The sequence below is a fragment of the Candidatus Pantoea rara genome (assembly GCF_051136265.1).
GTDB classification, from domain to species: domain Bacteria; phylum Pseudomonadota; class Gammaproteobacteria; order Enterobacterales; family Enterobacteriaceae; genus Pantoea; species Pantoea rara.
The window spans coordinates 3728271-3748450 of record NZ_CP194942.1; the positions used below are offsets into that span (position 1 = coordinate 3728271).

Consider the following 20180-nt stretch of genomic DNA (forward strand, 5'->3'; position numbering starts at 1 on the left):
CCCGCCTGCATGGTGCAGGCGGGGAATCCGTCAGAAGATAAGCGTCAGAACTGGTGCTCTTCAGTCGAACCGGTGAGCGCGGTGACCGAGGACTTACCACCCTGAATGATGTTGGTCACCTGATCGAAATAGCCGGTGCCGACTTCCTGCTGATGTGATGAGAAGCTGTAACCGCGATCGCGGGCAGCGAACTCAGGCTGCTGAACCTTTTCCACGTAGTGACGCATCCCTTCTCCCTGGGCATAGGCATGGGCCAGATCGAACATGTTGAACCACATGCTGTGGATGCCCGCCAGCGTGATGAACTGGAAGCGATAGCCCATGTCGCTGAGCGTCTGCTGAAATTTTGCGATAGTGCGATCGTCGAGGTTCTTCTTCCAGTTGAACGACGGTGAACAGTTGTAGGCCAGCAGCTTGCCGGGGAAGCGCGCATGAATAGCATCAGCAAAGCGCTGTGCCATCGCCAGATCCGGCGTGGAGGTTTCACACCACAGGATGTCAGCGTAAGGGGCATAGGCCAGTCCGCGACTGATCGCCTGTTCAATGCCAGCGTGAGTGCGGAAGAAGCCTTCTGCCGTCCGGTCGCCACGGATAAAGGGACGATCATATTCATCGCAGTCTGAGGTAATCAGGTCAGCGGCGTCGGCATCGGTGCGGGCCAGCAGTACGGTTGGCACACCCATCACATCGGCAGCCAGCCTTGCCGCCACCAGTTTCTGAATCGCTTCCTGAGTCGGTACCAGCACTTTGCCGCCCATGTGACCGCATTTTTTTACCGCCGCCAGCTGATCTTCGAAGTGGACCGCCGCCGCGCCTGCCTGAATCATCGCCTTCATCAGCTCATACGCATTGAGCACGCCGCCAAAACCCGCTTCCGCATCAGCCACAATCGGCAGGAAGAAATCGGTGTGCCGGCTGTCACCTTTTTCAATGCCGCTGGACCACTGAATCTGGTCGGCGCGCTGGAAGGTCTGATTAATACGGGTCACCACTTCTGGCACTGAGTTCACCGGGTAGAGCGACTGATCGGGATACATCTGCCCCGCCACGTTGGCATCCGCAGCCACCTGCCAGCCAGAGAGGTAGATTGCTTCGATGCCCGCTTTGGCCTGCTGCAGTGCTTGTCCACCACTCAGCGCACCCAGACTATTGATATATCCTTTCTTCGCCTCGCCGTTCAGCAATGCCCATAATTTTTCCGCGCCGCGCTCTGCCAGCGTACAGGCGGGCAGAACCGAGCCGCGCAGATTGACGACCTCTGCTGCGCTGTAAGGGCGGGTAATGCCCTCCCAGCGTGCGGTCTGCCAGAGTTGTTCCAGTTGATCGATCTGTTGAGTACGTGTCATGGCAATAGCTCCTCTGTTCAGGGGATCAGGCGATAGCCTGGCAGGGTAAGAAAGGAAACCAGCTCGCGTTCGGTGGTGATCTGCGCCATCAGCTGTGCCGCATCGTCATAGCGACCGGCGCTGAATGGGGCTTCGCCCAGCGCGTTTTGCAGCAGATGGAGCTCTTCGTTCAGCCAGCGCAGAAACAGTTCAGCCGTGACCTGCTGGCCACTGTTCAGCACTTGCTGATGACGAATCCATTGCCAGATTGAGGTGCGTGCAATCTCAGCAGTGGCGGCATCCTCCATCAGCCCGTCTATCGGCACACAGCCGTTACCACTGATCCAGGCTTCAAGGTATTGCAGCGCGACGCGGATGTTGGCGCGCATCCCTGCTTCGGTGCGCTCACCCTGACAGGGTGCGAGTAATTGCTCCGCCGTGATCGGCGCATCCTCTTCCCGCATGACATGCAGCTGATTAGGTCGGTCACCCAGCGTGGCATTGAAGACCACCATTGCGGTATCAGCCAGGCCCGGATGCGCAATCCAGGTGCCGTCATGCCCGTTGCCCGCCTCCCGCTGCTTATCCTCCGTCACGCGCTGCAGCACCCAGGCATTGCGCGTCGGATCTTTAGCGGGGATCAGGGCTGACATTCCGCCCATCGCGAATGCTCCCCGGCGATGACAGGTTTTAATCAGCAGGCGCGAGTAAGCATCCAGGAACGGCTGAGACATGGTGACGGACTGGCGATCCGGCAGCACGCGATCCGCATGCTGTTTCAGGGTTTTGATATAGCTAAAAATGTAATCCCAGCGACCACAGTTGAGGCCAACAATGTGATCGCGCAGATTCCACAGGATCTCATCCATCTGAAACACAGCGGGTAACGTTTCAATCAGCACGGTGGCCTTGATCGTGCCACGCGGCAGATCGAATTGATCCTCGCTGAAACTGAAGATCTCACGCCACCAGGCGATCTCCTGCCAGCTCTCTGTTTTCGGCAGGTAGAAGTAGGGTCCGCTACCTTTGGCCAGTAATGGCCGCACGTTGTGGAAGAAATAGAGCGCGAAATCAAACAGCCCGCCCGGAATCGCCTCACCCTGCCAGCTGACATGTTTTTCTGACAGATGCAGGCCGCGAACCCGGCACATCAGTACCGCAGGGTTTGCGCCGAGCTGATAAATTTTGCCTTTGTCGCTGGTGAAACTCAGAGTGCCCTGCACCGCCTCGCGCAATGTCAGCTGTCCTTCAATCAGCGTCGACCACTCCGGTGACAGCGAATCCTCAAAGTCAGCCATAAAAACTTTTACATTTGAGTTCAGGGCATTAATGACCATTTTTCGATCGGGAGGGCCGGTAATCTCGACCCGACGATCCTGTAAATCTGCGGGTATGGATTGAATACGCCATTCACTGGATCTTATGGAAGCCGTTTCCATATTGAAATCTGGCAGGTAGCCCTGGTCATATTGTTGCTGACGCTGCTGGCGAGCCGATAACAGTTCTTCGCGTTGCGGTGCAAAGCGCGCAACCAGGGCCTCCAGAAAGGAAATCGCCTCGGGCGTTAAAAGCTGATGTTCGGCATGGCTAAAGGGCTGGCTAAAGTTCAGGGTATGGCTGATCACTGAGTCTGTCATGCTGGCGTTCTCCTGTATTCAAAGGATCGAATGCAGCGGATCCACACGGTGTTTGTTTTGTGAGCGACAGGATCAGAGCATAAAGATTTATTTTTATAAATCAAAAACTATTTCCATTTTTGTAATTTAGTCATCCTATCTCAATGTTTTATATGAAATTAAATTTTTATTTAGTAAAGGAACGGTTTTCATTGCTGTTTTACTGGCGAAAAAAAACCGTGCTGCCATCGGCTAACACGGTTCAGTTGATCTTTGAGCGGGTCTATTCGAGCGTAGGATTCATGCGGCGCAGATCGAACGGCGTGATCTGATAAACGTAGTAGTTGAGCCAGTTGGAGAACAGCAGATTGCCGTGACTACGCCACGTGGCACGTGGTGGCAGGGCCGGATTATCCTGCGGGAAATAGTTATAGGGGATGTCCGGATTCACCCCGGCTTCATAATCGCGATGATACTCACCAGACAACGTCAGCGCGTCATACTCCGGATGGCCAGTAACAAACACCAGGCGTTTGTCTTTACTCGCCATCAGATAGGCACCGGTTTGTTCCGATTCAGCAAACAGCTCAAGATCGGTGTAATCCGTGATCAGGTGAGCAGGAAAATCAGCATAGCGAGAGTGTGGCGCGAGGAAATTATCATCAAAACCCCGGGTCAGTAACGCATGAGGATGCAGTATCTGATGCTCGTAAACGCCAGACAGTTTGTTATGCCGGGTTTGCTTGGGAATGCCATACAGAATATTCAGCGCAGCCTGCACGGCCCAGCAGACAAACAGGGTTGAGGTGACATGCTCATTTGCCCAGTGCAGCACGCGCTGAATCTGGGGCCAGTAGGCAACATCATTAAAATCGACCAGCCCGAGTGGCGCACCTGTCACGATTAAGCCGTCATAGTTGTCATGCTGGATATCTTCAAAATTGCAGTAGAAGTTGTTGAGATGTTCAGTGGGTGTATTACGTGACTCACGGCTGTCGATGCGCAGTAACTGAATATCGATCTGTAAAGGCGAGTTGGAAAGCAAACGCAGAAACTGATTCTCTGTTTCGATCTTTTTCGGCATCAGATTCAGTATGAGCACTTTAAGCGGTCGGATCTCCTGAACACTGGCACGCGACGATGTCATGACAAAGACATTTTCGTCGCGTAAAAAATTCACTGCCGGTAATTCGTCGGGGACCCTGATTGGCATAACCTGCTCACCTCTCGCAACCATATAAACGTTTAGACATCTGGATGCCCAACATTAGCCTGATCGTTGTGAGATGTCGAGGTTTCATGCAGAAAATGAAAATGTTTCAGCTTAAAGTGGCATATTGCAGACGCAAAAAAGCCCCGCACTTCCGTGCGGGGCTTCTTCACTTATATAATGCCTGGCAGTTCCCTACTCTCGCATGGGGAGACCCCACACTACCATCGGCGCTACGGCGTTTCACTTCTGAGTTCGGCATGGGGTCAGGTGGGACCACCGCGCTAAAGCCGCCAGGCAAATTCTGTCTTCCGCGCCGCCCCGGGGGCCGCGCAGATTTATCCGGTACAAGGCTGAAAATCGTGTCTCTGCAAAAACGCCTCTGGCGTTGTAAGGTTAAGCCTCACGGGTCATTAGTACCGGTTAGCTCAACGCATCGCTGCGCTTACACACCCGGCCTATCAACGTCGTAGTCTTCAACGTCCCTTCAGGACTCTCAAGGAGTCAGGGAGAACTCATCTCGGGGCAAGTTTCGTGCTTAGATGCTTTCAGCACTTATCTTTTCCGCACTTAGCTACCGGGCAATGCCATTGGCATGACAACCCGAACACCAGTGGTGCGTTCACTCCGGTCCTCTCGTACTAGGAGCAACCCCCCTCAATTCTCCAGCGCCCACGGCAGATAGGGACCGAACTGTCTCACGACGTTCTAAACCCAGCTCGCGTACCACTTTAAACGGCGAACAGCCGTACCCTTGGGACCTACTTCAGCCCCAGGATGTGATGAGCCGACATCGAGGTGCCAAACACCGCCGTCGATATGAACTCTTGGGCGGTATCAGCCTGTTATCCCCGGAGTACCTTTTATCCGTTGAGCGATGGCCCTTCCATTCAGAACCACCGGATCACTATGACCTGCTTTCGCACCTGCTCGAGCCGTCACTCTCGCAGTCAAGCCAGCTTATGCCATTGCACTAACCTCACGATGTCCGACCGTGATTAGCTGACCTTCGTGCTCCTCCGTTACTCTTTAGGAGGAGACCGCCCCAGTCAAACTACCCACCAGACACTGTCCGCAGCCCGGGTAACGGGCCTACGTTAGAACATCAAACATTAAAGGGTGGTATTTCAAGGTTGGCTCCACGCGAACTGGCGTCCGCGCTTCAAAGCCTCCCACCTATCCTACACATCAAGGCTCAATGTTCAGTGTCAAGCTGTAGTAAAGGTTCACGGGGTCTTTCCGTCTTGCCGCGGGTACACTGCATCTTCACAGCGAGTTCAATTTCACTGAGTCTCGGGTGGAGACAGCCTGGCCATCATTACGCCATTCGTGCAGGTCGGAACTTACCCGACAAGGAATTTCGCTACCTTAGGACCGTTATAGTTACGGCCGCCGTTTACCGGGGCTTCGATCAAGAGCTTCTCCTTGCGGATAACCCCATCAATTAACCTTCCGGCACCGGGCAGGCGTCACACCGTATACGTCCACTTTCGTGTTTGCACAGTGCTGTGTTTTTAATAAACAGTTGCAGCCAGCTGGTATCTTCGACTGGCTTCGGCTCGGGGAGCAGGTCCCTCCACCTACGCGCCAGCGTGCCTTCTCCCGAAGTTACGGCACCATTTTGCCTAGTTCCTTCACCCGAGTTCTCTCAAGCGCCTTGGTATTCTCTACCTGACCACCTGTGTCGGTTTGGGGTACGATTCTGTGTTACCTGATGCTTAGAGGCTTTTCCTGGAAGCTGGGCATTTATCACTTCAGCACCGTAGTGCCTCGTCGTCACGCCTCAGCGTTGATAAGGGACCGGATTTACCTGGACCCTCCGCCTACACGCTTAAACCGGGACAACCGTCGCCCGGCCGATATAGCCTTCTCCGTCCCCCCTTCGCAGTAACACCGAGTACAGGAATATTAACCTGTTTCCCATCGACTACGCCTTTCGGCCTCGCCTTAGGGGTCGACTCACCCTGCTCCGATTAACGTTGAACAGGAACCCTTGGTCTTCCGGCGAGCGGGCTTTTCACCCGCTTTATCGTTACTTATGTCAGCATTCGCACTTCTGATACCTCCAGCAGCCCTCACAGGCCACCTTCGACGGCTTACAGAACGCTCCCCTACCCAACAACACATAGTGTCGCTGCCGCAGCTTCGGTGCATGGTTTAGCCCCGTTACATCTTCCGCGCAGGCCGACTCGACCAGTGAGCTATTACGCTTTCTTTAAATGATGGCTGCTTCTAAGCCAACATCCTGGCTGTCTGTGCCTTCCCACATCGTTTCCCACTTAACCATGACTTTGGGACCTTAGCTGGCGGTCTGGGTTGTTTCCCTCTTCACGACGGACGTTAGCACCCGCCGTGTGTCTCCCGTGATAACATTCTCCGGTATTCGCAGTTTGCATCGGGTTGGTAAGCCGGGATGGCCCCCTAGCCGAAACAGTGCTCTACCCCCGAAGATGAGTTCACGAGGCGCTACCTAAATAGCTTTCGGGGAGAACCAGCTATCTCCCGGTTTGATTGGCCTTTCACCCCCAGCCACAGGTCATCCGCTAATTTTTCAACATTAGTCGGTTCGGTCCTCCAGTTAGTGTTACCCAACCTTCAACCTGCCCATGGCTAGATCACCGGGTTTCGGGTCTATACCCTGCAACTTAACGCCCAGTTAAGACTCGGTTTCCCTGCGGCTCCCCTATACGGTTAACCTTGCTACAGAATATAAGTCGCTGACCCATTATACAAAAGGTACGCAGTCACCCCCATAAAGAAGGCTCCCACTGCTTGTACGTACACGGTTTCAGGTTCTGTTTCACTCCCCTCGCCGGGGTTCTTTTCGCCTTTCCCTCACGGTACTGGTTCACTATCGGTCAGTCAGGAGTATTTAGCCTTGGAGGATGGTCCCCCCATATTCAGACAGGATACCACGTGTCCCGCCTTACTCATCGAGCTCACAGCATATGTGCTTTTGTGTACGGGAGTATCACCCTGTACCCTGCGACTTTCCAGACGCTTCCACTAACACACATGCTGATTCAGGCTCTGGGCTGCTCCCCGTTCGCTCGCCGCTACTGGGGGAATCTCGGTTGATTTCTTTTCCTCGGGGTACTTAGATGTTTCAGTTCCCCCGGTTCGCCTTGCAGCACTATGTATTCATGCTGCAATGATGCACAGAGTGCACCGGGTTTCCCCATTCGGACATCGACGGCTGTAGCGGTTCATATCACCTTACCGTCGCTTTACGCAGATTAGCACGTCCTTCATCGCCTCTGACTGCCTGGGCATCCACCGTGTACGCTTAGTCGCTTAACCTCACAACCCACAGGCGTTTTACAACGCTTGCAAGTCACGAGCATTTGAGAGACTCGAACGCATCGTGCTTTTCATTCTTATTACGGAGAATGAAAACGACGCGTCGTTTCAATTTTCAGCTTGTTCCGGATTGTTAAAGAGCAATATCTTAAACATGACTCGTAAGTCATCTTTAAGATATGTGGGTAACATCTTTCACCTGTTACCAAGCTTTGGCGTCCCCTAGGGGATTCGAACCCCTGTTACCGCCGTGAAAGGGCGGTGTCCTGGGCCTCTAGACGAAGGGGACAATTAAGTCTGTCTTCGAAAGACACTTTGCTCGTTATTTTCTATCAGACAATCTGTGTGGACACTGCGCGGGAAGGTATCTTCAGGTAAGGAGGTGATCCAACCGCAGGTTCCCCTACGGTTACCTTGTTACGACTTCACCCCAGTCATGAATCACAAAGTGGTAAGCGCCCTCCCGAAGGTTAAGCTACCTACTTCTTTTGCAACCCACTCCCATGGTGTGACGGGCGGTGTGTACAAGGCCCGGGAACGTATTCACCGTGGCATTCTGATCCACGATTACTAGCGATTCCGACTTCACGGAGTCGAGTTGCAGACTCCGATCCGGACTACGACGCACTTTGTGAGGTCCGCTTGCTCTCGCGAGGTCGCTTCTCTTTGTATGCGCCATTGTAGCACGTGTGTAGCCCTACTCGTAAGGGCCATGATGACTTGACGTCATCCCCACCTTCCTCCGGTTTATCACCGGCAGTCTCCTTTGAGTTCCCGCCATGACGCGCTGGCAACAAAGGATAAGGGTTGCGCTCGTTGCGGGACTTAACCCAACATTTCACAACACGAGCTGACGACAGCCATGCAGCACCTGTCTCACGGTTCCCGAAGGCACTAAGGCATCTCTGCCGAATTCCGTGGATGTCAAGAGTAGGTAAGGTTCTTCGCGTTGCATCGAATTAAACCACATGCTCCACCGCTTGTGCGGGCCCCCGTCAATTCATTTGAGTTTTAACCTTGCGGCCGTACTCCCCAGGCGGTCGACTTAACGCGTTAGCTCCGGAAGCCACTCCTCAAGGGAACAACCTCCAAGTCGACATCGTTTACGGCGTGGACTACCAGGGTATCTAATCCTGTTTGCTCCCCACGCTTTCGCACCTGAGCGTCAGTCTTTGTCCAGGGGGCCGCCTTCGCCACCGGTATTCCTCCAGATCTCTACGCATTTCACCGCTACACCTGGAATTCTACCCCCCTCTACAAGACTCAAGCCTGCCAGTTTCAAATGCAGTTCCCAGGTTAAGCCCGGGGATTTCACATCTGACTTAACAGACCGCCTGCGTGCGCTTTACGCCCAGTAATTCCGATTAACGCTTGCACCCTCCGTATTACCGCGGCTGCTGGCACGGAGTTAGCCGGTGCTTCTTCTGCGGGTAACGTCAATCGACGCGGTTATTAACCGCATCGCCTTCCTCCCCGCTGAAAGTACTTTACAACCCGAAGGCCTTCTTCATACACGCGGCATGGCTGCATCAGGCTTGCGCCCATTGTGCAATATTCCCCACTGCTGCCTCCCGTAGGAGTCTGGACCGTGTCTCAGTTCCAGTGTGGCTGGTCATCCTCTCAGACCAGCTAGGGATCGTCGCCTAGGTGGGCCATTACCCCGCCTACTAGCTAATCCCATCTGGGTTCATCCGATAGTGAGAGGCCCGAAGGTCCCCCTCTTTGGTCTTGCGACGTTATGCGGTATTAGCCACCGTTTCCAGTGGTTATCCCCCTCTATCGGGCAGATCCCCAGACATTACTCACCCGTCCGCCACTCGTCACCCAAGGAGCAAGCTCCTCTGTGCTACCGTCCGACTTGCATGTGTTAGGCCTGCCGCCAGCGTTCAATCTGAGCCATGATCAAACTCTTCAATTTAAGTTTGATTTGCTTAAACAAGTTAAGCGGTGCTCATCTGTAAAACGTCATAATGAATTTCATTATGTGTTCACTCGTGAGGCTTGATATTTTTTACGTCCGGAGACGCTGATATCAATCCTGCGAGTGCCCACACAGATTGTCTGATAAATTGTTAAAGAGCAGTGCGAACAGTGCGTTAGCGTCCTGTCGCGAGGTGGCGTATATTACGCCTTCCTCCTGCAGAGTCAACCTCTATTTCAGAAGTTTTTCTCCGGCGGCGCAGTCTCCTGTGCCTCTCAGCCCGTTTCCCGTTGCCGGTGTTCCGTGTTGATGGATGCGCATTATAGGGAGTTGTCGGAGAGTCGCAACCCATAAATTGCATAAAAGAGAGCGTTCGCTGCATTCCACAGCAAAAGCCGGTGTTATACGCAGTTACACACAATGTTATCCACACTCTGCGGGCTAAATGAATTTAGGCGAGCATCACGCAAACGTTTTCGCTACAATGCCGGGCAATATTCCGGACTCCCCTTTTCGGGGCGTTACCTGAGGTTTTTGATCTTTTCTTCTTATATAGAAGAGAAAACCGCTGTAAAGCCTGACGTAACGCTCTTATATACGCGAAACAAAGCCAAGGGATAAACCACCATGCAACAACCTCGTCCTGTACGCCGCGCATTGCTCAGTGTCTCTGACAAAGCCGGTATCCTCGAATTTGCTCAGGCGCTCTCAAGTCGCGGTGTCGAACTGCTCTCCACAGGTGGAACAGCTCGCCTTCTGGCGGATGCGGGTCTGGCTGTCACAGAAGTCTCTGACTACACCGGTTTCCCGGAAATGATGGATGGACGCGTCAAAACTCTGCATCCGAAAGTACATGGCGGCATTTTAGGTCGTCGTGGCCAGGATGATGCCATCATGGCGCAGCATGACATCAGCCCAATCGACATGGTGGTCGTTAACCTTTATCCCTTTGCACAGACTGTCGCCCGTGAAGGATGTTCACTGGAAGATGCAGTAGAAAACATCGACATCGGTGGCCCGACCATGGTGCGCTCTGCTGCCAAGAACCATAAAGATGTCGCTATTGTGGTCAGCAGCGGCGACTACGATGCCATCATTGCTGAAATGGATGCTCATGAGAACGCACTGACGCTTGAGACCCGTTTCGATCTGGCAATCAAAGCCTTCGAACATACTGCCGCCTATGACAGTATGATCGCTAACTACTTCGGTACCCTGGTGCCTGCCTATCACGGTGAACGCAATCAGCCCGCCGGCCGCTTCCCGCGTACCCTGAATCTGAACTTCATTAAGAAGCAGGATATGCGTTACGGTGAAAACAGCCATCAGGATGCTGCCTTCTATATAGAAGAGAATATTACTGAAGCGTCAGTGGCGACCGCGCTGCAGGTTCAGGGCAAAGCGCTCTCCTATAACAATATTGCTGACACGGATGCTGCTCTGGAATGCGTTAAAGAGTTCAATGAACCCGCGTGCGTTATCGTCAAACATGCTAACCCCTGTGGCGTTGCGACCGGTGACTCTCTGCTGTCGGCCTATGAGCGGGCTTACCAGACCGATCCGACCTCCGCGTTTGGCGGCATCATCGCTTTTAACCGCGAGCTGGATGAAGCGACTGCTCAGGCCATTATCAGCCGCCAGTTTGTTGAGGTAATCATCGCACCCGCCGTTTCCGAAGCCGCGCTGAAAATTACCGCCGCTAAACAGAACGTCCGTGTGCTTATCTGCGGCCAGTGGCAAAACCGCACTGCCGCGCTGGATTTCAAACGCGTTAACGGTGGTTTGCTGGTGCAGGATCGCGATCTCGGTATGGTTGATGCCAGCCAGTTGCGCGTGGTCAGCAAGCGCCAGCCAACCGAGCAGGAGTTGCGTGATGCGCTGTTCTGCTGGAAAGTCGCGAAGTTTGTTAAGTCCAATGCCATTGTCTATTCACGCGATAGCATGACGATTGGTATTGGCGCCGGACAGATGAGCCGCGTCTACTCCGCTAAAATTGCGGGGATTAAAGCGGGCGATGAAGGTCTGGAAGTGAAAGGCTCAGCCATGGCATCGGATGCATTCTTCCCATTCCGTGATGGTATTGATGCTGCAGCCGCGGTAGGGGTGAGCTGCGTTATCCAGCCAGGCGGCTCTATCCGCGATGAAGAAGTTATCGCGGCAGCAGATGAGCATGGCATTGCCATGATCTTCACCGACATGCGCCACTTCCGCCATTAATCGTTCTGGAGAGTAACAGATGAAAATTTTAGTAATCGGCAACGGCGGGCGTGAGCATGCGCTGGCCTGGAAAGCAGCCCAGTCGCCGCTGGCGGAAACCGTGTTTGTCGCGCCAGGTAATGCGGGCACTGCATTAGAGCCTGCGCTACAGAATGTCGCGATCAGTGCGACAGATGTCCCTGCCCTGCTTGAATTTGCCCAGCGTGAAAAGATCGATCTGACGATTGTCGGACCTGAAGCTCCGCTGGTAATGGGCGTAGTGGATGCTTTCCGTGAGGCGGGGCTGGCTATCTTTGGTCCGACTCAGGCCGCAGCACAGCTGGAAGGCTCGAAAGCCTTTACCAAAGATTTCCTGGCGCGTCACCAGATCCCCAGCGCGGCGTACCAGAACTTTACCGACGTTGAGCCTGCTCTGGCGTATCTGCGTGAGAAAGGCGCGCCAATCGTTATCAAAGCCGACGGTCTGGCCGCAGGTAAAGGCGTGATAGTCGCGATGACGCTGCAGGAAGCTGAAGATGCGGTTCAGGATATGCTGGCCGGTAACGCCTTTGGTGATGCCGGACACCGCATTGTAATTGAAGAGTTTCTGGATGGCGAAGAAGCCAGCTTCATCGTAATGGTAGACGGCGAGCATGTGCTGCCTATGGCCACCAGCCAGGATCACAAACGTGTCGGCGATGGCGACACCGGTCCAAACACTGGCGGAATGGGCGCCTACTCACCAGCCCCGGTGGTCACCGATGAGATCCACCAGCGTGTGATGGATCAGGTTATCTGGCCAACCGTGCGTGGCATGGCCGCTGAAGGCAACGTCTATACCGGTTTCCTCTATGCCGGCCTGATGATCGACCACACCGGGCAGCCGAAAGTGATCGAATTCAACTGCCGGTTCGGCGATCCGGAAACTCAGCCGATCATGCTGCGCCTGCAGTCAGATCTGGTCGATCTTTGCCTGGCCGCCTGTGACGGCAAGCTGGATCACAGAACGTCACAATGGGATCCCCGTCCTGCACTGGGTGTGGTACTGGCGGCAGGCGGTTATCCGGGCGATTATGCGCAGGGCGATCAGATTCATGGTCTGCCACTGGAAGAAGTGGCTGACGGCAAGGTCTTCCACGCCGGAACTCGTCTGGAAGAGGATCAGGTGCTGACGAACGGTGGCCGCGTGCTGTGCGTCACCGCGCTGGGCGACGATGTCGCTGCGGCACAAAAGCGGGCTTACGAGCTGACAAAGCCGGTCTCATGGCAGGGCAGTTTCTGTCGCCACGATATCGGCTACCGCGCTATTAATCGCAAGTAAGCAAAAGGGGGCACCTGGTGCCCCCTTTTCATTTCACATATCGTCTTCTGTCGGCTGCTGCGTGCAGTCATCCTGCTGACTGACCCGCAACAACTGTATCCCTTCCGGTGCTTCAAGCCATGAAACCATCAGCGGTGCCGACGCGCTACTCTGCTGCTGTTTCAGCATCTGCAGATCGTCAGCATCAAAAGCGGGTCTGACCTGCTGGCCTTCACACGTCTCCAGCACGTTGTTTCCCAGCCAGTGTCCCTGTTTAAGGAACACCTGACCGCTTAACAGGGCATCACTGAGGTTACGCATCCGCTCGGCATCAAACTTATAAAGCTCAACCGCATCCGGGCTAACCGCTTCACGTCGGCCTGCGAGCTGGCGCTGCATAAAGTTAAGGCCACCTGCCTGATCAAAGCGCAGGGTCACATCGTCAGGTTGTTTGCCCTTCACCTGACGCTGAATGCTGATCAAGGACTCTTCCAGCCAGATATAGTCAGTCACCTCACCTTCACCGCCACTGAACGGCGTGTAAAGGGTGCGAATATGGACTGACTGATGGTCGCTGTTTTTGCGCCAGATACGAACAACACCACGATCGGCAAGATAACCACTGGCAGAAAAAGGGGGAATATCCGGAGTAGAGCTGCAGCCGAAAAGAAACAGGGAGAGAAGCAGAACAGATAAACGCTGAAACAGCGGGGTCATGATGGCTGGCCTCTTAAACAAAAGGGGCGAAACGCCCCCTGTTTTAAAGCTTAACCGCAGTGCGACGTCTTACTTAACGGCGTCTTTCAGCGCTTTACCAGACACGAATGCCGGTACATTTGCTGCAGCGATTTTGATCTCTTTGCCAGTCTGCGGGTTACGACCGGTACGCTCAGCGCGGTGGTTCACTTTAAAAGTACCAAAACCAACCAGTTGTACAGCATCACCATCTTTCAGAGACTCAGTGATCGCAGCCAGAGTAGATTCCAGCGCTGCCTTTGCCTGGGTTTTAGACAGGTCAGCTTTTTCTGCGATCACATCAATCAGTTGAGTCTTGTTCATAAGTTATCCTTAAAGTGTATTTATCGCTTGCTAAGCAACGAGTGCGAGGGAAAAGCCATATTCTGGCACTCTTCTGCCTGCACGCACCGATAGCCACAATTTTCAGCCCCCCAAATGTAGACCAGACAGGGGGCCAATGTGAAGCCTCCAGGCGCGCTAATTCGGGCCTGAAGTCACGTTTTATCGCCTTACTGCTGGAAATTTATACCGATGTTGCTAATTCCAGCTTCACGCAGGTCAGATCGCAGACCTTTAATCAATTCAAGGTCGCGCTCTTCACACTCCGACAGCAGTCGGAAAATCTCCCACTGAAGGTCCCACTCATCGATGATAGCTGGATTCTCACGCAGCTCTTCATCGGTCATTTCGCGTCCAGCCTGAGTCATCTCCAGCATGGCGACGGTGGTAATTGAGGTCTCGCTGACTTCAATGGCATGCTCAAGCGTTTCACCGCTCAGCTGCGCATGTACGACTTCGCTCAATGCCACACAGGCATCAATGGCCGGATAAACGCCGTAAACCTCAAACGCATCACCATCAGGAATGGCGGCTTCGAGCTTTTCCAGCTGGCTATCGAAGTTTATCTTCGCATCTTTGACCGTCAGGTTTTCCCATATCAGATCAAGGATACGGCGATAGAGTGCCGGATCGGCAAATTCAGTCTGCTCGCAGAATGCGCGATAGTTGGGATACATGCGCTCACACAGGCAGGCCATAAAAGTCAGGTGCTGCCAGCTTTCCAGCTTCGCCAGACGCAGATGAACGGGATTTTGTAACATAAAGGTGGCTCTTATTCGTTTCGCTGGCCGCAGTGTAACTGCAAAACCGCAGCACAAACAGTGTTAAAGCGCGTTTTGCCAGCGCTGGAAAGCGGTTCGGTTCGAAGCAACCGCATCAGCCCAGCGGGTCGGTTCCGGCAACCGGTAACCGCGCGTGCAGTTTTCGACCCACTGCAGCGCAGTGTCCAGGCTGACACGATGGCCGGTGGCGACAAACAGCGGATTACAGCGCAGTTTGCTACGCCATACCCAGCCTATCTGCTCACCTTTGTCGATCAGCGGCTGACGGCTGCCAGGCTGCGCATCCAGATCGTCAAAACGACCACACAGGCGGCTTTTGGCAACGCCAATCGTTGGCACATCGACCAGCAGGCCAAAATGCGATGCGACACCCAGTCGTCTGGGATGCGAGATACCGTGTCCATCAACAAACAGCAGGTCCGGCTTTTGCTCCAGCATCTGCCAGGCAGCCATCAGTGCAGGATACTCACGGAAAGAGAGAAAGCCCGGAATATAGGGCATGGTGGTCTCAACGCGCGCGATGCGATGTTCCACCAGCGTTAACGAGGGATACTCCAGTATCACCATCGCCGCCCGCGTAACGGTGCCTTCCTGCTCAAATCCAACGTCCGCTCCGCCAATAAAGCGGGGCGGCAATACGTCAAAGTCATCTTCACGCACCACGTCAGCGGCACGTTGTAACTGCTCAGCGCGGAGTGCGGCAATGTCCATGATTACTCCTGATGCCAGGGACGTGATAAACGATGCACCGCCTCAACGAAGACGCCTGCATTTTCGGGTGGAACATCCTGATGAATGCCGTGCCCCAGATTGAAGACATGTCCGGTGCCCGAGCCAAAACGCTCCAGGATACCGGCCACTTCCTGCTCAATACGCTCCGGTGCCGCATAGAGCATAGAAGGATCCATGTTACCCTGCAGGGCAACTTTGTCGCCCACACGACGGCGTGCTTCATCAATGTCGGTGGTCCAGTCGAGACCCAGCGCATCACAACCAGTAGCAGCCATTGCTTCCAGCCACTGTCCGCCCCCTTTAGTGAAGAGCGTCACCGGTACGCGGCGACCATCGTTTTCACGCAGCAGACCATCAACAATTTTGTGCATGTAGTGAAGTGAGAACTCAAGGTAGTCACGACCCGTCAGCACGCCACCCCAGGTATCAAATACCATCACAGACTGCGCACCGGCGCGGATCTGAGCATTGAGATAAAGGATGACGCTATCGGCCAGCTTATCCAGCATCGCATGCAGCGTCGCCGGATCGGCATACATCATCTTCTTGATTTTGGTAAATGCTTTGCTGCTGCCGCCTTCCACCATGTAGGTAGCCAGCGTCCAGGGACTACCAGAGAAACCAATCAGCGGCAGATCACCGTTCAGGTTCTTACGGATGGTGCGGACCGCATTCATCACATAACCCAACTCCATTTCTGGATCGGGCACCGGTAAACGCTCAACGTCAGCGCGACAGGTCACAGGATTAGAGAAGCGCGGGCCTTCGCCGGTTTCAAAGTAGAGACCCAGTCCCATCGCATCCGGAATAGTCAGGATGTCACTGAAGAGGATGGCGGCATCCAGCGGATAACGACGCAGCGGCTGCAGGGTCACTTCACAGGCCAGCTCGGCGTTTTTACACAGCGACATAAAGTCACCCGCCTGGGCGCGTGTCGCTTTGTACTCCGGCAAATAGCGCCCGGCTTGTCGCATCATCCATACCGGCGTGACATCAACCGGCTGACGTAACAGGGCACGCAAATAACGATCGTTCTTCAGTTCACTCATCTCAACACTCTCTCGGTAACAGGCGTGTAGTGTAGCACTTTCACCCTTCAGCACGGCACAGGGCGACAGTATCTTCAATAAGACGGCGCGCCACAGTGCCTGGCGGTGGCAACAGAGGCAGGTCATCAAAACGGAACCACGCTGCATCCAGGAGTTCTTTACCGTCGTGTTGCAGATCGCCGCTGTCATACTCTGCCATAAACGCTGTCATCAGCGATTGCGGGAAAGGCCACGGCTGGGAGGTAACGTAGCGGACATTTTTGACGCGAATATTGCTCTCTTCCATCACTTCGCGGGCCACAGCCTGCTCCAGCGTCTCACCGACTTCCACAAAACCCGCCAGAACGGTGTAGACCTTGTTGCGATGGCGGGCATGATTCGCCAGCAGGATTTCGTCGCCGCGACGGATAGCCACGATGATGCAGGGTGCGATCTGCGGATAGTAACGCTCACGGCAATGACTGCACAGACAGGCAAACTCATGTTTGCTGTGATGCATTTCATGGCCGCAATAGCCGCACCAGCGATGAGAACGGTAGAATTCCGCCAGCTGCACACCGCGGCCCACTAGCTGAAACAGCTCTGTATCCTGATCGATTAACTGACGAACTGAGAACATATCGGCAGAACGCGGCTCACAAATCAGCCAGACTTTATCGCCCTGCCACTCACCAATGGTCCGGGCCTTACTGCCGGTCAAACCAAATTTTTCGGCGTTTCCGTGGGGTAAATCACCTTGTGGCAACCAAAGTTTATGTTCATGGCTGACAATCCACCATCCAGCGTCTACGCTTGAGATTTCGTATTGCATTTATTTCGTCATCCTTAGCGTCAAATCGCACGCTGAAGCCCTGATGTTAAGTGTGTAGATAAACAACTATAACTCACATGGAGTTAGATATGCTTAACCAGTTAGACGTCCTGGCTGAACGCGTAGGTGGCAGTAATGAACTGGTCGATTCGTGGCTTGAAGCCCGTCGTCAGCTACTGGTGGCCTATTATCACCTGGTCGGTCTTAAACCCAATAAAGAGGCGCTGACGCGTCTGGATGAACAGGCGCTGGACAACTTCTGTCACGGTCTGGTCGATTATCTTTCTGCGGGTCACTTCAGCATCTACGAGCGCGTCATCAGTGAAATGAGTGGCGACAGCCCGATGATTGCTGCCGCGCAGATCTATCCCCCGCTGGAAGCCAATACTGAGCGTCTGATGCAACTGTATGACGGTCACCTGCAGCAGGCGATTGACGACGAAAACTGCATGACTTTCCAGCAGGCGCTATCCGAAGTTGGCGAAGTGCTGGAAGCCCGCTTTACGCTGGAAGATAAGCTGATCCAGCTGGCATGGGATAACAAACTCGCCCCCCCGCCAGTGGCGAATGACAGCCATATCGCTCGTCCGGCGTAATGGCCGTCACTGGCAAAGGGGTTGAGATTATCCCGTAGCCCTTTTATGCTGAACAGGTTCTGAGGAGTGAGCTCCCAGGAACCTTTTTGCTTTTTGCCTTGAAATATAAGGTATTTATGCCCGAGTCTGTTATCAGACGCACGCATAAGTACAGCTTCTTGTCGGAGTGCCCAGTTGGGCTGAGACCGTTAATTCGGGATCCGCGGAACCTGATCAGGTTAGAACCTGCGAAGGGAACAAGAGTAAATTTTCTCTGTATGTCAGCACGCTTACGCTGTCTATACGGTTACTCCTTCCGAACTCCGGACAAGCATCGTTCCCTCTGAACAGGAAGATTGCTATGTCTGATCAAAAAATTTCCCGTCGTGAACAACGTGCCCAGGCGCAGGAATTTATCGATTCCCTGCAAAGTGGCAGTGCCTTTCCCCAGTCCCGTCGCATCTGGATTACCGGCAGCCGACAGGATATTCGCGTACCCATGCGTGAAATTACCCTAAGCCCGACCCACATCGGTGGCAGCAAAGAACAACCACTCTATGAGCAAAATGAAGCGGTGCCGGTCTATGACACGGCGGGTGCCTATGGCGATCCTGCAGCACAGATCGATGTGCACCGTGGCCTGGAAAAGCTGCGCGCACGCTGGATTGCTGAACGCGACGACAGCGAGCTTCTCGAACAGAACAGCTCAGGTTATACCCAGCAGCGACTGGCTGATGAGGGGCTGGATCATCTGCGCTTCGATCACCTTCCCACACCGCGCCGTGCCCGCGCAGGCCGCCGTGTCACGCAGCTGCATTATGCCCGCCAGGGGATCATCACCCCGGAGATGGAGTTTATCGCTCTGCGGGAAAACATGGGCCGTGAGCAAATCCGCAGTGAGGTATTGCTGCAACAGCATCCGGGCCACAGTTTTGGCGCGCATCTGCCCGCCCGCATCACACCCGAGTTTGTGCGGCAGGAGGTCGCTGCCGGACGCGCCATCATCCCTGCCAATATCAATCATCCTGAATCGGAGCCGATGATCATTGGTCGCAACTTTCTGGTTAAGGTCAATGCCAATATCGGCAACTCAGCGGTGACCTCTTCCATTGAAGAAGAAGTGGAAAAACTGGTCTGGTCGACTCGCTGGGGTGCCGATACGGTGATGGATCTCTCTACCGGCCGTTATATTCATGAAACGCGCGAATGGATTTTGCGAAACAGCCCGGTGCCCATCGGTACCGTGCCGATCTATCAGGCGCTGGAAAAAGTCAATGGTGTAGCTGAGGCGCTGAACTGGGAAATTTTCCGGGACACGCTGCTTGAGCAGGCGGAACAGGGCGTCGATTATTTCACTATCCACGCGGGCGTACTACTGCGTTATGTCCCGATGACGGCGAAACGTCTGACCGGAATTGTCTCGCGGGGTGGATCAATCATGGCGAAATGGTGCCTGTCGCATCATCAGGAGAGCTTCCTGTATCAGCACTTCCGCGAGATCTGTGAAATCTGCGCCGCTTACGATGTCTCCCTGTCGCTGGGCGATGGCCTGCGTCCGGGTTCGATTCAGGATGCGAACGACGAGGCACAGTTTGCCGAACTGCGTACCCTGGGTGAACTGACCCGGATCGCCTGGGAATATGACGTTCAGGTGATGATTGAAGGTCCGGGGCACGTGCCGATGCATATGATCCGCCGCAACATGACTGAACAGCTCGCCCTGTGCGATGAAGCCCCCTTCTATACCCTTGGCCCGCTGACCACCGACATCGCGCCAGGCTATGACCATTTCACCTCGGGTATTGGTGCCGCCATGATTGGCTGGTTTGGCTGCGCCATGCTGTGTTATGTCACACCCAAAGAGCATCTGGGTCTGCCCAACAAACAGGATGTGAAACAGGGATTGATCACCTACAAAATCGCAGCGCATGCCGCCGATCTGGCCAAAGGCCATCCTGGTGCGCAGATCCGTGATAACGCTATGTCCAAAGCGCGCTTTGAATTCCGATGGGAAGATCAGTTTAATCTGGCGCTGGATCCTCACACGGCGCGGGCTATGCATGACGAAACCCTGCCACAGGAGTCGGGCAAAGTGGCCCATTTCTGTTCGATGTGCGGCCCCAAATTCTGCTCAATGAAAATTTCCCAGGAGGTGCGCGAGTTTGCAGCACGCCAGGATGCTCGCGCCGAGACAGTAGAAGTGGGCATGGCGCAGATGTCAGACCGTTTTCGCAGCCACGGCAGTGAGCTTTATCACTCTACCGATGCCATTAAGGAGGAGTAACG

General features: G+C 54.3%; 13 protein-coding genes, 1 tRNA gene, 3 rRNA genes and 1 riboswitch. Of the genes, 4 read left to right on the forward strand and 13 right to left on the reverse strand.

The window, feature by feature from the left end; translation table 11 throughout:
• Positions 1-44 precede the first annotated feature (44 nt).
• The 7 genes from aceA to ACR8BF_RS17625 all read right to left on the reverse strand — a co-directional run bounded on the left by aceA (position 45) and on the right by ACR8BF_RS17625 (position 9369).
• The gene (aceA, locus tag ACR8BF_RS17595) at positions 45-1346 is read right to left on the reverse strand and encodes an isocitrate lyase (protein WP_434745343.1); all 1302 of its coding nucleotides are present in this window, start codon (positions 1344-1346) and stop codon (positions 45-47) included.
• A 17-nt stretch (positions 1347-1363) separates the two neighbouring features.
• Positions 1364-2962 carry a malate synthase A gene (aceB, locus tag ACR8BF_RS17600; RefSeq protein ID WP_434745344.1) on the reverse strand — a complete coding sequence of 533 codons (1599 nt, stop codon included), beginning with the start codon at positions 2960-2962 and terminating at the stop codon, positions 1364-1366.
• 262 nt (positions 2963-3224) lie between these two features.
• Complete coding sequence (metA, locus tag ACR8BF_RS17605) at positions 3225-4154, reverse strand: homoserine O-acetyltransferase MetA (protein WP_179897157.1); 930 nt, start codon at positions 4152-4154, stop codon at positions 3225-3227.
• A gap of 179 nt (positions 4155-4333) precedes the next feature.
• Positions 4334-4449 (reverse strand): 5S ribosomal RNA (rrf, locus tag ACR8BF_RS17610).
• A 94-nt stretch (positions 4450-4543) separates the two neighbouring features.
• Positions 4544-7451, reverse strand: a 23S ribosomal RNA gene (locus ACR8BF_RS17615).
• A gap of 213 nt (positions 7452-7664) precedes the next feature.
• Positions 7665-7740 (reverse strand) — tRNA-Glu (locus ACR8BF_RS17620).
• A gap of 86 nt (positions 7741-7826) precedes the next feature.
• A 16S ribosomal RNA gene (locus tag ACR8BF_RS17625) occupies positions 7827-9369 on the reverse strand.
• The 16S, 23S and 5S rRNA genes sit together here with 1 tRNA gene alongside, the layout of an rRNA operon.
• Before the next feature lie 630 nt (positions 9370-9999).
• Here ACR8BF_RS17625 and purH point away from each other — a divergent pair.
• On the forward strand, positions 10000-11589 hold the full coding sequence (purH, locus tag ACR8BF_RS17630) for a bifunctional phosphoribosylaminoimidazolecarboxamide formyltransferase/IMP cyclohydrolase (protein ID WP_434745345.1): 1590 nt from the start codon (positions 10000-10002) through the stop codon (positions 11587-11589).
• Positions 11590-11608: 19 nt separating this feature from the next.
• The gene (purD, locus tag ACR8BF_RS17635; RefSeq protein ID WP_434745346.1) at positions 11609-12889 is read left to right on the forward strand and encodes a phosphoribosylamine--glycine ligase; all 1281 of its coding nucleotides are present in this window, start codon (positions 11609-11611) and stop codon (positions 12887-12889) included.
• A gap of 33 nt (positions 12890-12922) precedes the next feature.
• On the opposite strand, the gene ACR8BF_RS17640 is transcribed toward purD, so the two are convergent.
• The 6 genes from ACR8BF_RS17640 to nudC all read right to left on the reverse strand — a co-directional run bounded on the left by ACR8BF_RS17640 (position 12923) and on the right by nudC (position 17319).
• A complete protein-coding gene (locus ACR8BF_RS17640; protein WP_179899286.1) occupies positions 12923-13585 on the reverse strand; it encodes a DUF1481 domain-containing protein in 663 nt (220 codons plus the stop codon).
• A gap of 69 nt (positions 13586-13654) precedes the next feature.
• Positions 13655-13927, reverse strand: coding sequence for a nucleoid-associated protein HU-alpha (gene hupA, locus ACR8BF_RS17645; protein WP_003850136.1), 273 nt, complete (start codon positions 13925-13927; stop codon positions 13655-13657).
• Positions 13928-14115: 188 nt separating this feature from the next.
• Positions 14116-14706, reverse strand: coding sequence for a YjaG family protein (locus ACR8BF_RS17650; protein ID WP_090967274.1), 591 nt, complete (start codon positions 14704-14706; stop codon positions 14116-14118).
• 63 nt (positions 14707-14769) lie between these two features.
• Positions 14770-15438, reverse strand: a complete 669-nt coding sequence (nfi, locus tag ACR8BF_RS17655) for a deoxyribonuclease V (protein WP_179899285.1) — start codon at positions 15436-15438, stop codon at positions 14770-14772.
• A gap of 2 nt (positions 15439-15440) precedes the next feature.
• Positions 15441-16508: a uroporphyrinogen decarboxylase gene (gene hemE, locus ACR8BF_RS17660; protein WP_179899284.1), complete on the reverse strand. Its 1068-nt coding sequence runs from the start codon at positions 16506-16508 to the stop codon at positions 15441-15443.
• Between the two features lie 40 nt (positions 16509-16548).
• Positions 16549-17319 carry an NAD(+) diphosphatase gene (gene nudC, locus ACR8BF_RS17665; protein ID WP_434745347.1) on the reverse strand — a complete coding sequence of 257 codons (771 nt, stop codon included), beginning with the start codon at positions 17317-17319 and terminating at the stop codon, positions 16549-16551.
• Between the two features lie 89 nt (positions 17320-17408).
• On the opposite strand from nudC, the gene rsd reads away from it, so the two are divergent.
• Together rsd and thiC are read left to right on the forward strand one after the other, a co-directional pair.
• On the forward strand, positions 17409-17915 hold the full coding sequence (gene rsd / locus ACR8BF_RS17670; protein WP_434745348.1) for a sigma D regulator: 507 nt from the start codon (positions 17409-17411) through the stop codon (positions 17913-17915).
• A gap of 152 nt (positions 17916-18067) precedes the next feature.
• Positions 18068-18168: riboswitch (TPP riboswitch) on the forward strand.
• Between the two features lie 87 nt (positions 18169-18255).
• Entirely contained in the window at positions 18256-20178 is a 1923-nt protein-coding gene (thiC, locus tag ACR8BF_RS17675) for a phosphomethylpyrimidine synthase ThiC (protein ID WP_255434408.1), read from the forward strand.
• The last annotated feature ends 2 nt before the right edge of the window (positions 20179-20180 follow it).